A 12,510-nucleotide genomic window follows, 5' to 3' on the forward strand; every position below is an offset into this window, starting at 1 on the left:
ATGCTGAGTCTGGAGCAATAGTCTGAGTTTGATCGCGACCCTCGTCAGAAGGGCCGCGGATTCACGACAAGCTTCAGCTTCAGCTTTGCGCTCCTCGCGCACCCCGACCGTGTTCTGTGGCCGGGGAGTCCGTGTACGTCCCGGCTACCCGAAGAGGTAGCCGAAGACGGCGTCGCCGACCCGCTGGTCGGTGACCTCCGCGCCGTTCGCCTCCTCACGGGCGAACTTCACCGCCTGCTGGAGCTTCTCCACCCGCTCGAGCAGTTCGTTCACCCGCCGGGCCGGCAGGGCGCCGGAGAACTTCACCGTGGTCCAGTAACCGACCGGGACGTCCTCGTAGTACACCTCGACCTGCGCCGGGTGCTTCTCCGTCGCCTCCGCCTTCACATGGTTGCGCGGCACCTTCTTCGTCCGGACCGTGCGGACGACCTCGGTCTTCCACGCGTCGGTCGACGGGTCCAGGGTCCAGGACTCGGCGGCGTCCAGGACGGGCAGCTTGCGTACGAAGGTGTTGATGTCCGTCAGCTGCTTCTCCAGGAAGAGGAGGTACGCGACGGGCACCTGGCCCACCAGGACACGCCCGTCGACCGTGATGTCGGCGCGTGCCTCGCAGTTGGCCCAGTCCTTGGTGGCGGTCACATCGAACAGCCGGGTCAGCGCCCGCGCGGTATCGCGCAGCACGTCCTCGGCCTTCACCTGCACCAGCGTGGACTCGGGCGGAAGCTGCTCGCCCTCCTCGTCCTTCGGCTGGTACGTACGGGAGATGCCGGCGAGCAGCGCGGGCTTCTGCAGCCCGTGGTGCGCCGCGGTCAGGTCCTGATGCGCCCTGGACTTGACGCCCTTCTCCACTGCGATGATCTGATTGAGTTTCGTTGCCACGTGACGGACCCTAGTCGGGGGTTGGGCGATGAATCGAACGATTTTTTGGGCCACTTGAGACGCATGAGGAGCTGCCGGTCATGGGAACGGCCCTGATCGCCGTGGCGGGGACCCTGCTCGGCGTGATCGCGACGCACTGGTTCCAGGGCCGGGCCGCCGAGCGTACGGCGGGCCTCGCCCGTGCCGAGCAGCTGCGGCAGGAGCGGATCGCGACCTACACCGCGTTCGCCGGCGCCGTCGTCGACTACCGGCGCAGCCAGCACGACCGCTGGTTCCGGGCGGTGCGGAATCCCGGCTCGGAGGAGGCGGAGGAAGCGCGCTACGCCTCGTACCACCAGCGCACCGCCGCCCTCCAAGCCCTCTTCCGCGTCCAGTTGGTCTGCGACGACCCGGCCACCCGGCGACTGGCCGAGGCGGCGCTCGAGGTCACCAACTGCCTGCACGAGGCGACCGGCGAGGAGGACCGCGCCCGGCGCTCGCGGGAGGCGAAGGAAGCGCTCGATCTGTTCATCGCCTCCGCCGCGCCCGGAGTCCACTGAGGGAGGCCCGCCATGGACCTCGTCGCGCCCGTCGTCGTCGAGCCGCTCCGGCGCCGGCGCTGCTCGGAGTGCCATCACGGGCCGCTGGAGCGGATGGTGGTGGAGTTCAACGCCCCCGTCTGCCTCGACTGCGCCGACCTCGGCCATCTGGTCTTCCTGCGCCGCGGCGACACGGCGCTCACCCGCCGGGCCCGCGAGGGCAGTTCCCTGTGGGCGGTGGTGGTACGGCACAACCGGCGCCGCACCCGGTACGAACGTCAGGGGCTGCTGGTCGAGGAGGCCGCGCTGGCCCGGGCGGAGGAGGCTTGCCTGGCGGACGCGGAGGCGCGGGCGCGCCGGCGGGCCAGGGACGCGGCGCGGCGGGCGGAGCGGGACGCGCGGGTCACGGCGGAGCTGGAGGCCGAGATCGTACGGCTGTTCCCGTACTGTCCGGTGGAGCGGGCCGCGGAGATCGCGGCCCATGCCTCGGAGAAGGGCAGCGGGCGGGTGGGGCGGACGGCGGCCGGGCGGGCGCTCGACCGCGGCGCGGTCACGGCCGCAGTGCGCGCCTCCGTACGGCATGTCGACACCGAGTACGACACGCTGCTCATGCGGGGCGTTCCCCGCCACCAGGCCCGGACGAGGGTCGCACCGGCCATCGAGGCGGTGCTCCGGGCCTGGCGCCGGACGTGAGGTCTCGGTGAACCTCAGATCTCGCCGCCCGCGCGGCGAGAGCGGCGGTACAGCAGGGCTCCGCCGAGCAGCAGTGCGGCGCTCGCCGGGACGGCGTAGCCGATCAGGTCCGCGCCCGTGTCGGCCAGCGAGACGGAGCTGGTCTGCGGACCGGGCGCCGTCGGAGCCGACTCGTCGGTGTCCGTGCTCGGGGCCGGCGGGGTCGTGACCGGCTTCGGCTCCTCGCCGGGGGTCTCGGGCGTGCCCGGGCCGATGACCGAGGTGTTACCGAAGACCGGGTTGCCGATGCCCACGATGTTGACGGAGTTGCCGCTGACGTTCACCGGGAGGTCGATCGGCAGCTGGACGCCGTTGCCGGAGAGGATCCCGGACGAGCCGTGCGCGACACCCTCTGCCTTGGCGCCGCCGCCGTTCGTGGAACCGCCCTGGGAGGAGCCGCCCTGGGAGGAGCCGCTGCCACCCACGCGGTCCCGCGGAGTGCCCGGCAGGTCCTTGTGCCTGCCGTCGCCGCCGCGCTGGGAGCCGTATCCGTCGGACGAGCCCGAGCGGTTCACGCACTTGTTGCCGAACGACGGGTTGAGCAGTCCGACGATGTTGACGGTGTTCCCGCACACGTTGACCGGGACGTGCACGGGCAGCTGAACGGTGTTGCCGGAGACCGCGCCCGACGACTCGACCGCGGCGCCCTGTGCACTGGAGCCGGCGTGCGCGGCGCCCGCCGAGAGCGCGAGCGCGCCACCCGTGACCATCAATGTGGCCAGACCACTTCGGCGCATGTGCCTCATGGCTTCCTGCCTTCCGGAGGTGTTCACGGGCACTTGCCCGTACCGCAATTAACGCGATTCCGACCCGCCCGGATCAGCCCGATGGCCTGTTTCACTCCTTTGAGTGGGTTTGCGGATTGCCGTATGACCTCAACGCGTTGCGCCGGGAGGCCGAGGAGGAACAGCCTCCGTCCAGCCTCTCGGTCACCGTCCCAGCAGATCGGTGAGTGCGCCGACGGGATCGGCGTCAGGGGTGCCGCGGGGCCACCAGTCCTCCCGGTCGGCGTCCGACTCGTATCCGTACCAGAGGCCGTCCCGCCCCAGCCGGAGCTGGAGGGAGCGGGTCGACAGGCGGTTGCGCCAGGGGCGGAAGGCGGGGTAGTCCGCGGCGAGCAGGGCGGGGCGCGCCCGGTCGAAGGGGCCGGCGGGCGGGTCCCAAGGCTCTTCCAGGACCGTGAGCCCGGCGAGGCCGCCCTGGCGCCAGGCCGCGACGGCGCGCGCCAGATCCGTCGGGGTGCGGTCGAGGGCGTACGCCAGATCGCGGTAGAGCGCGCGGGTCGACGCGGTGAGGCCCGAGCCGGGGTGCGCGGCGGCAAGCCGGACGGCGTCCTGCCAGGGGGTGAGGGCCGCGACGGGGTCGTGACCCGTGGTCAGGAAGGCGTGCGCGCGGGCGGCGGCCTCCGAGGCGAGCAGATCGAGGGCGAGGGGGTCGGGGGCGTCCGGGTCCGGCGGGTGGACCGGGGGGCGGCCGGGATGGGCGGGGACGGGAAGCGGCGGAGGCAGCGGCATCGACCTGGGCGCGGCGCTGTCGGCGGTGGAGGCGAGGACGGCGCGCGCCGGGACGGACGCCAGGACGGGCGGGGCCGCGCTCGTCTCGGCGGCGGAACGGGCTGCGTTGCGGCGGGTGAGCGCGGCGAGGATCTCCTGTTCACCGCGCCCGCGCATGAGGAAGAGGACGAACGGGTCCTCGTCGAGGAGCCGCGCGGACTGGTAGCAGAGGGCGGCGGCGTGCTTGCAGGGGTAGCCGTCGTCGGGGCAGGAGCAGTCGGGGATCAGGTCACCGGGCGCGGGCAGCAGTCCGGTGACGGCTTCGAGGGCGTGCGGGACGTCCTTGTCGAGCAGGGCGGCGATGTGGTCCGGCCGGGCGGCCGCCTCGTCGAGGAAGCGCTCCCAGTCGTCGTCGCCGAGGGTGCGCAGCCGGATCTCCGTGCGGTACGGGCGGGGGCGGGTGCCGTGGACGTAGGCGACGACCCGGCCCGGGGTGACCGTGATCGCGTCGACGTGGCCGCGTCCGGCGTACGCCTTGCCGCGGGCCAGGCGCGCCGGGTCGAGGGCGGTGTCCTCCAGGGCCTCCACCCAGGCGTTGCCCCACCAGGTGGCGGCGAAGCGCCCGTCCGGTGCCTCGCGGGGCGCGAGCTGGGGGAACGTGCGGCGGCGGTCGTCGTGGCGGGGGAGGCCGGGGCGGGCGCCGGACGGCCGGCGGGGGCTCATGACGGCCTCCTCAGCGATACGAGGTCCGCCAGTTCGCGGTCGGTCAGTTCGGTCAGCGCCGCCTCGCCGGAGCCCAGGACGGCGTCGGCGAGGGCCTGTTTGGCGCGGAGCATCTCGGCGATGCGGTCCTCCACCGTGCCCTCGGCGATGAGCCGGTGGACCTGGACGGGCTGGGTCTGCCCGATGCGGTACGCGCGGTCGGTGGCCTGCTCCTCGACCGCCGGGTTCCACCAGCGGTCGAAGTGGACGACATGACCGGCCCGGGTCAGGTTGAGTCCGGTGCCCGCGGCCTTCAGCGAGAGGAGGAAGACGGGCACCTCGCCGGCCTGGAAGCGGTCCACCATCCGCTCGCGCTCGGCGACCGGGGTGCCGCCGTGCAGGAGTTGGGCGGGGATCGCCCGGGCGGCCAGATGGTCGGCGAGGAGCCGTGCCATGGAGACGTACTGGGTGAAGACGAGGACGGAACCGTCCTCGGCGAGGATCGTGTCCAGGAGTTCGTCGAGCAGGGCGAGTTTGCCCGACCGGCCCGCGAGGCGGGCGGTGCCGCCGCCCTTCGCGGTCTGTTCCTTGAGGTACTGGGCGGGGTGGTTGCAGATCTGCTTGAGGGAGGTGAGGAGCTTCATGACGAGCCCGCGGCGCGCGATGCCCTCGGCGCCCTCGATCCGCGCCATCGTCTCCCGTACCACCGCTTCGTAGAGCGAGGCCTGTTCGCGGGTGAGGGGCACGGGGTGGTCGGACTCGGTCTTGGGCGGCAGTTCGGGGACGATGCCGGGGTCGGACTTGCGGCGGCGCAGCAGGAACGGCCTGACCAGCCGGGCGAGCCGCTCGACGGCCTCGTCGTTCTCGATCTCCTCGCTGTTCTCCACCGCGCGAGCGTGGCGGGAGCGGAAGGCCTTGAGGGGGCCGAGGAGCCCGGGGGTGGTCCAGTCGAGGAGGGCCCACAGCTCGGAGAGGTTGTTCTCCACGGGGGTGCCGGTGAGGGCGACCCTCGCCGGTGTGGGGATGGTGCGCAGCGCCTTGGCGGTCGCGGAGAAGGGGTTCTTGACGTGCTGGGCCTCGTCGGCGACGACCATCCCCCATTCCTGTTCGGCCAGCCGGGAGGCGCTGGTGCGCAGCGTGCCGTAGGTGGTGAGAACGATTCCACCGGTGCCGGAGCCGCCGTCGACGCCGTCCAGGGTGCGGTCGGCTCCGTGGAAACGGCGTACGGGGACGCCGGGGGCGAACCGCTGGACCTCCCGCTGCCAGTTGCCGAGCAGAGAGGCGGGGCACACGACGAGGGTGGGCGCGCGGCGGGCACGCCGCAGGTGCAGGGCGATGAGGGTGACGGTCTTGCCGAGGCCCATGTCGTCGGCGAGGCAGCCGCCGAGGCCGAGCGAGGTCATCAGGTCCAGCCAGGCGAGGCCGCGCAGCTGGTAGTCGCGGAGAGTGGCGTCGAGGCCGGGGGGCGGGTCGACGGCCTCGGGGCCGGCGAGGAGCCGGTCCCTCAGGGTCGCGAGCGCCCCGACGGGCACGGCCCGGACGGTCTCGCCGTCGACCTCCGCGCTGCCGGTGAGGGCGACGGCGAGCGCGTCGACCGGTTCCAGCAGGCCGAGTTCGCGTTTGCGGGCCTTGCGGACCAGGTCGGGGTCGACGACCACCCACTGGTCGCGCAGGCGCACGATGGGCCGGTGCGACTCGGCGAGCGCGTCCATCTCGCGCTCGGTGAGCGGGTCGCCGTCGAGGGCGAGCTGCCAGTTGAAGCGGAGGAGCTCCTCGCTGTCGAAGAACGCCGTGCCGTCGGTGGCGGAGCCGGGCGCGGAGAGCGCCGGCCGGACGACCGCGGAGGCGCTGAGCGAGCGGGCCAGTTCGCGTGGCCAGTGGACGGCGACGCCCGCGTCGGCGAGCCGCGCGGCGGCGGGGCCGAGCAGCTCGTACAGCTCGTCCTCGGTCAGCGCGAGGACGTCGGGCACGTCGCGCTCGAGGAGCCGACCGAGCGGCGGCCACACGCGGGCCGCCCGGCGCAGGGCGAGGAGGGCGTCGATCCGGGCACGCGGCCCGAAACGCTCGTCCCCGTCACCCGCCCACAGGGCGGCGGCGTCGATGACGAGGGTGGGGTCGGCGAGGCTGTGGACCTGGAGGAGGGCCGCGGCGGCCTGTCGCTCGTCGCCGCCTTCGTCGGCGGTGTCGAAGAGTTCGTATCCGGCGAGGTCGAGCCGGAGCGAGACGCGGACCCCGGCGTCCATGCCGGCCGCGGCCTCGGCCGCCCAGGCACGCGCGCGGGGCAGGTGCTGCGGTTCGCGCGCGGCGAAGGGCGCGCCGACCGCGCAGGCCGCGGCGGGGGTGCGGGGCAGGGTGTCGGCGACCGCGTCGAGGAAGGCCCGCACCAGCGCCTCCGGCTCGGGCAGCCGGAGCGGGCCGTCGCCGGGGACGGGCACGGCGTGGGCTTCGTACGGCATGGCGGCGGCGACGGCCCGGAGGTGGGCGATGTCGTCGGCGTCCAGCGGTCCCGCGCGCCAGGCGTCGAGGTCGTCGGCGGTCAGTCCCGGCAGCAGCCGCCCGCGCGCCGTCAGATGCAGGGCGTGCAGGGCGGCGGCACCCCAGCAGGCGGAGGCCGGGTGGGCACCCGGATGGTGGCGCGCCGCCACCAGGTGGGGCAGGGCGTCGGCGACGGACAGGATCACCGCGCGCACGGCGCGGCCGCGGACCCCGGCGCCGTGCCGGCGCACGACCGTCAGCTCCTCCACCGGGGACGCGCCCGCCGCCCCCACGGGCGGGACATCGGGCAGCGCGCCCCCGTCCGGCGCCCAGAAGGCGACACGCCCCTCACGGGGCAGGGCGGCCGGCAGGAAGACGGCGGCGCGGCTGTGCAGGGCATGGGTCACGGCACCGCTCACCTCCCCGTTCCGACACGGACTCCGACTGGACCTCCGACCTTACGGGTGGGGTCTGACAACGGCCCTCACGCCGCTTCGCCCGGGCGGCCCAGCAGCGGGTGACAGCCCCTCCGGCAGGCGGCAGGGTGGCGAGGAACAGGGCTGCGGAACAGCTTCTGCCGCCTTCGCCCGACAGACGAGGATCCGCCATGTCCGTTCACCGGCGTCTCGGCACCGCCTCCGGGGCCGCGCTCCTGACTCTCGCCGTCGCGGGCTGCTCCGGCCTCGACCGTACCGCGGTGGGCACGATCACGTACGAGACGCCGCACGAGGTCGAGGTCTCGGTGACGAGCCCGTCGGTCAAGGGCTGCCACGTGCTCGTGCAGGAGGGCGCGACGAAGATCGAGAATCTGACGGCGGTCGACCTCATCATGTACCCGACGCCGGACTGCCGGGGCGAGGACAGCTCCTACGTCCCCGCCAGGTCGGGCGACACGATCGTGCCCGGCAGCCCGCCCTGGCGCAGCTACAGCGTCGTCCACTAGGCAACCGCGAAGGGCTTCGCGGCGCGCCACGCCCGGACCCCCGTCCCGGGCGTGGCGCACCGTCGCGCGGGCGCGGCGGACCTCCGCTAGCGCAGCAGGAAGTCCCGCGCCGCGCGCGCTCCCCCGTCGCTGCGGCTCTGTGTGGAGTGCCCGGCCCCCTCGACGACCACCAGCTCGGCCCTCGGGGTCCTGGCGGCGAGCTCGCGCGCCCAGCGCACCGGGGTCGACAGATCGCGGTCGCCGGCCAGCAGCAGGACCGGCATGGTCAGGGTGGATCCCGGCGCCGCCCGGCCGGGCCGCGAGGCGGGCCAGGGCAGGCAGGTCCGCGCGATGCCCTGCTCCCCGGCCGTCTCGCGCTCGAACGGCCACACCTCCGCCGGCCTGACGCGTTGCACGGCCCGTCGCAGCGCCCGCTCGCGCCCCTCGACGGGTGCGGAGGCGTCACCCCAGGGCCAGCGTGAGTCGGCGCAGAGCGTGGCGGCGTGGAGGCCGGCGCTGAAGTCGGCCGGGCTCTCGTCGGACGGGGCCGAGAAGCCAGAGACGAGCGCGTCGAGCCGGGCGCGGTCGCCGGCCGCTGAGGCGTGCAGCGCGTTCAGGATGCCGAACCGCGGATCGTCGAGCTTCGGATCGATGATGCTGGCGATCACGAGCAGGTTGAAGACGCCGACTCCGTTGTCGTCGCGGCGTACGACCTTCGCGAGGTCGCGCGCCGGGTCGAAGCCGCACCGCTGTTCGCGGCAGGCGGTGCGCAGCACCCGCGCGGAGTGGCCGAGCGAGTCCTCGTACAGCACCCCGGCACCGTCGAGCGGTACGACGGAGTCCAGGACGAGCCTGCGGACCCGCTGGGGGTGGGTGAGGGCGTACCGGCCGGCGGTGAACGTCCCGTACGAGACGCCGTCGAGCGTCCAGGACGGGACGCCCAGGGCGCGCCGCAGATCTTCCAGGTCGGCGACGGTGTCGGCGGTGGTGAAGAGGTTCCGCTTCTCTCCGAGGACATCGGCGCAGGCCGTGACGGCGGCGGGGGTGGGAGCGACGGTGTCGCTGCTGCCGACCTCCCTCTGGAGGGCGGGGCAGTCGATCGCCTGGCCGCCCGTTCCGCGCTGGTCGATCATCACGAGCCGGTACTCGGCGAGCGCCTCGGGCAGCCGGGCGCGGATCCGGGGGACGAACGGGACTCCCGGCTGCCCGGGGCCGCCGGTGAGGAAGAGCAGGGTGCCCCGTGGCGCGTCGGCCCTGCCGAGGACGGCGGTCTGGAGCTTCAGGGTGCCGGGTACGGCTCCCTCGCGGTCCAGGGGCACGGTGAGATCGGCACAGGTCACGTCGGGCTGCCCGGCGCAGGGGCGGTGGCCGGTGAGCCCGGGCGACACCGATGACCGGTCGTCCACCGCCGGTGCACCGGCCGACGACGCCGTGGCGGGCGGGGCGCCGGCGGCGCTGCCCGGAGCGGAGGCGACGCACGCGGCGGCCGTGAGGACCGCCGCCATGGCCGCACAGGCTCGGGTGAGGAGGGTCATCGTGGTTCCCCGGTCGCGAGACGTGGCGCCGTGCGTGGCATCACGGCGCCGGCCGGATTCCGGCCGTCGCCATCCTGCGGGTCCGCCGGCCCCCTCGCGTTGAACATTCATGCGCGATGCGCGAGAAGGGTCCGTACCACGCTGGGGACGTGGCCCGTACGGCTCCGGCACATGCGGGTCAGATGGGCCTGATCGGCGAAGCCGTACGTGTGCGCGAGGGTTCGCAGGCTCTCCTCGCCCTCCTCGATCGCGTGCAGCACACCGCGGAGGCGCAGGTCGTTGCGGTAGCGCGTGAGGGTAGTGCCGGTGACCGCTCGGAAGACCCGGCTCAGATGGTGCGGGGACGCTCCGACGGTGCGGGCCAGCTCCTCCAGGGTGAGGCCGGGCGCGGGGGTGGCGGCGGCCAGGGCGGCGCAGGTGTCGCGGACGAGGTCCCCGTGCACGCGCGCGGTGGCGGGGCGTGCGGTCGTGTCGGTGCGCCAGTGGCCGGCGGAGGTGGCGACTTGGTCCAGTAACCGGTGGAGTCTGTCGGCCAGTTCGAAGGCGTCGGCTCCCCGGCGGGCGGCGGCCAGGAGGGCCCGGTGGTCCAGGTCGGTGGCGCCGGTGACGCTGAAGCGCCAGGCGGCGGTGCGGCGTCGGGTCGTGGGTCGGCTGTCGAAGCGGTCCGCGAAGAGCCGCTCGCCGATGCGGATCTCGGTGGACCTGTCACCGGTGCCGACGGGGTGCGCGACCTTGTGCTCGTCGCCGGGGCGGGTCAGATAGCCGCCGGTCGGGTCGACGAAGAACTCCTCCCCCGCGACCTGCCGCAGGTACCCGCCGGAGCGGGTGAGCACCACCGTGTACGCGTCGGAGTAGCCGGGGCCGACGAGCGTGGGCCGGTCTTCGCAGCAGAGGATGTCGCACACGGTGATCCGCTCGGTCGTGATCCGCTGGCGTAGCGCCCCGCGCCGTTCTCTCACGGCCTCGCTGCGGAGCAACTCCCCGACGTCACGTCGCTCTTCGCCCATCCGTGCCTCCCCCGGTCGGGGGAGGGATCCCCCGTGGTGCCCCGCCTCACACCCGGCGTCGGAGGACCAGGGCGAGCAGCTCCTCGTTGTGGTGGCGGCGCGTCCAGGCGATGACGACGAGCGGCACGGCGAAGAGGAGCGGCGTCAGGGCGTACTGGCCGTCGAAGACGGTCATCTGCGTGACGAAGGCCCCGATCATCAGGCCGGTCAGCGCGGTCGCCGAGGCGCTCGACAGGATCGGGATCACCAGCGCGATCGCTCCCGCCAGTTCGAGAGCGCCGACGGTGTACATCAGCCAGTCGCCCCACCCGATCCGGTCGAAGGACTCGGCGGCCGACCAGTGACCGATCAGCTTGGGCGCGGCGCTCGGGATCGCGAAGGCGAGCGCGAGCAGGATCTGGAACACGCGGACGGTGAGGTCGAGGCGACGGCTCGGGCGACGGGTGACGTCGACGGTGCTCGCGGCGGCGGCGGTCGTGGTGCTGGCCATGGTCAATCTCCTCGTGTGGGCGTCGCGTTCGCTCTCGCGTCGCTTTCGCGTTCGCTTGTCACAGAGGTAGACGGGGCGGGCGCCGAGAACTCATCGCGGCATCGGCGTCCGATCTCGATTTCCCTCAGCGCGACTTGGGGCGGGCCCTCACCCACGTCCCGTCGTCCGTCAGCCTGGCGTCCACGACGAGCCCGGCCTCGCCCAGGTACCGCTCGAAGTCCTCCTCACCGAGGGGCCGGACAGGAACGTCTGGGTCCAGCGCGCGTCCGGGAAGAGGTACATCGGGCTCCGCACGGTCTCCACACCGGGCACCCGCTCGCGGACGGCGGCCGGCATCTCCGCCGACTCGTCGACCGCGGTGACGGCGAATCCCCGCTCCACGAGGGGCCCGGTCACACGCCCCGCCCCGCTGCCCAGTTCGAGCAGCGTCGCGCCGGCCGGCACGGCCGCCTCGATCACATCGGGCTCGCTCCCGACCGCGAGCCGCCGGTACAGCTCGACGGCGCATCCGTCCGGGGTGATCGCTCCGGGCCCTGTCCCTTGGTGTCCCTCACGCGTCGGTCCGCCCATGACCGGAGAACGTGACGCCTCCGGAAGCCGTTCCCGCGACGGCGTCAGCAATCGGGATAACGCTCCAACGAGTGAACGGGCACTCCGGGCCTGAGTTCGCGGTTCTCGCACTGGAGCGAAAGGTCGTCGGCCAACTCGGTGATGACCGCCCGCCCCTCCGTCATCATCAGCCATTCCAGCGGCAGTTGGGCGTCTCCGTACAGTGCGCCCAAGAGGTTGCCGCAGACGGCACCGGTCGAGTCGCTGTCTCCCGAGTGGTTGACGGAGAGCAACAGAGCGTGCTCCACGGAATGGGTGCGGACGAGCATGCAGTACACGGCGATGGCCAGGGTCTCTTCGGCGACCCAGCCCGCGCCCAGGGACTCCACCAGCTCGGCTCTCGGCCGCCCACCAGACAGGTCGACCGCCGCCCGCAGGGCGGCCGTCGTCTCCTCGTGGCCCGTTCGGCGCCGTAGCAGTTCCATCGACCGCAGGACGGCGCCCTGCGCCGACTCTCCTTCGAGCAGGTACGTCACGATCGCGGCGAACGTACCGGAAGCCAGGGCCGCGGTGGGGTGCCCATGGGTGATCTGGGCGCACAGGGCGGCCAGATCGAAGGCCTCGTCGGCGGTGTCACCGGTCAGCCCGAAGGGGGCCGAGCGCATCACCGTGCCGCACCCCTTCGACTGGGGGTTGACCGGCCCGGTCCCGATCTTCCCGTACCGCGGGGGCACATGTCCGGCCGCGACGCCCGTCAGGCACGCGTTGCCCGGCGCCCGTCGCGCGTACAGCCAGGGCTGGGTGCGCAGCCAGCCCGTACGGACGACGTCCGTACCTCCGCGGGCGGGCGGGGAGGGGTGGTTCTGGGTGTCGAGCCATCGGCGGTACGCGTGCTGGACGCAGGCGGTCGTCTCGCCCGCGCCCTTGCTGACAGAACGCGCGCGGGCGCGGATGAGTCCTTCCGCGGTGAAGAGGGTCATCTGGGTGTCGTCGGTGACCCGTCCGATCACCCCGTCCGTGTCCGGCACCATGCCGGTCAGCCCGTACTCACCGTGGGTCCGTCGCATGGCCTCCAGTGAGAGGAACTCGACGGGGTTGCCCAGCGCGTCCCCGATGGCGCCGCCCAGCAGGCAGCCCCGTACCCGGGAGCGGCGCACAGCCGTCTCCCACCCTGTCCGTCCGTTCACATCTCCCCCTCAGGGGTACAC

General features: G+C 73.5%; 11 protein-coding genes and 1 pseudogene. 3 read left to right on the forward strand and 9 right to left on the reverse strand.

Annotation, left to right across the window (positions count from 1 at the left end; all coding sequences use genetic code 11):
• Positions 1 to 144: 144 nt before the first annotated feature.
• Positions 145 to 879 (reverse strand): hypothetical protein, encoded by a 735-nt coding sequence (locus ABZY12_RS25795; protein WP_356894257.1) that lies wholly within the window; start codon positions 877 to 879, stop codon positions 145 to 147.
• Positions 880 to 959: 80 nt separating this feature from the next.
• Between ABZY12_RS25795 and ABZY12_RS25800 the strand changes: the two genes are divergently transcribed.
• Positions 960 to 1,418, forward strand: a complete 459-nt coding sequence (locus ABZY12_RS25800; RefSeq protein ID WP_356894259.1) for a hypothetical protein — start codon at positions 960 to 962, stop codon at positions 1,416 to 1,418.
• A gap of 12 nt (positions 1,419 to 1,430) precedes the next feature.
• Positions 1,431 to 2,090, forward strand: a complete 660-nt coding sequence (locus tag ABZY12_RS25805; protein ID WP_356894261.1) for a DUF2293 domain-containing protein — start codon at positions 1,431 to 1,433, stop codon at positions 2,088 to 2,090.
• 14 nt (positions 2,091 to 2,104) lie between these two features.
• Here the strand turns inward: ABZY12_RS25805 and ABZY12_RS25810 are convergent, their stop codons facing one another.
• From ABZY12_RS25810 to ABZY12_RS25820, 3 genes are all read right to left on the reverse strand, one after another.
• Positions 2,105 to 2,875, reverse strand: coding sequence for a chaplin (locus ABZY12_RS25810; protein WP_356894263.1), 771 nt, complete (start codon positions 2,873 to 2,875; stop codon positions 2,105 to 2,107).
• A 183-nt stretch (positions 2,876 to 3,058) separates the two neighbouring features.
• The gene (locus ABZY12_RS25815) at positions 3,059 to 4,345 is read right to left on the reverse strand and encodes an SWIM zinc finger family protein (protein WP_356894265.1); all 1,287 of its coding nucleotides are present in this window, start codon (positions 4,343 to 4,345) and stop codon (positions 3,059 to 3,061) included.
• Positions 4,342 to 7,206 (reverse strand): DEAD/DEAH box helicase, encoded by a 2,865-nt coding sequence (locus ABZY12_RS25820; protein ID WP_356894267.1) that lies wholly within the window; start codon positions 7,204 to 7,206, stop codon positions 4,342 to 4,344. The genes ABZY12_RS25815 and ABZY12_RS25820 overlap by 4 nt, the downstream gene beginning before the upstream one ends.
• 200 nt (positions 7,207 to 7,406) lie before the next feature.
• Here ABZY12_RS25820 and ABZY12_RS25825 point away from each other — a divergent pair, with 200 nt between their 5' ends.
• Positions 7,407 to 7,742, forward strand: a complete 336-nt coding sequence (locus tag ABZY12_RS25825; RefSeq protein WP_356894269.1) for a hypothetical protein — start codon at positions 7,407 to 7,409, stop codon at positions 7,740 to 7,742.
• A gap of 86 nt (positions 7,743 to 7,828) precedes the next feature.
• Here ABZY12_RS25825 and ABZY12_RS25830 read toward each other — a convergent pair whose 3' ends face one another.
• From ABZY12_RS25830 to ABZY12_RS25850, 5 genes and pseudogenes are all read right to left on the reverse strand, one after another.
• Positions 7,829 to 9,256 (reverse strand): alpha/beta fold hydrolase, encoded by a 1,428-nt coding sequence (locus ABZY12_RS25830; protein WP_356894271.1) that lies wholly within the window; start codon positions 9,254 to 9,256, stop codon positions 7,829 to 7,831.
• 107 nt (positions 9,257 to 9,363) lie between these two features.
• The gene (locus ABZY12_RS25835) at positions 9,364 to 10,263 is read right to left on the reverse strand and encodes a helix-turn-helix transcriptional regulator (protein ID WP_356894273.1); all 900 of its coding nucleotides are present in this window, start codon (positions 10,261 to 10,263) and stop codon (positions 9,364 to 9,366) included.
• A 46-nt stretch (positions 10,264 to 10,309) separates the two neighbouring features.
• Positions 10,310 to 10,753 carry a DoxX family protein gene (locus ABZY12_RS25840; RefSeq protein WP_356894275.1) on the reverse strand — a complete coding sequence of 148 codons (444 nt, stop codon included), beginning with the start codon at positions 10,751 to 10,753 and terminating at the stop codon, positions 10,310 to 10,312.
• A gap of 124 nt (positions 10,754 to 10,877) precedes the next feature.
• Positions 10,878 to 11,323: pseudogene (locus ABZY12_RS25845) on the reverse strand (class I SAM-dependent methyltransferase).
• A 44-nt stretch (positions 11,324 to 11,367) separates the two neighbouring features.
• Entirely contained in the window at positions 11,368 to 12,459 is a 1,092-nt protein-coding gene (locus tag ABZY12_RS25850) for an ADP-ribosylglycohydrolase family protein (protein WP_356894277.1), read from the reverse strand.
• Positions 12,460 to 12,510: the final 51 nt, after the last annotated feature.

It is taken from the genome of Streptomyces sp. NPDC006551, from assembly GCF_040611675.1.
Taxonomy (GTDB): Bacteria; Actinomycetota; Actinomycetes; order Streptomycetales; family Streptomycetaceae; genus Streptomyces.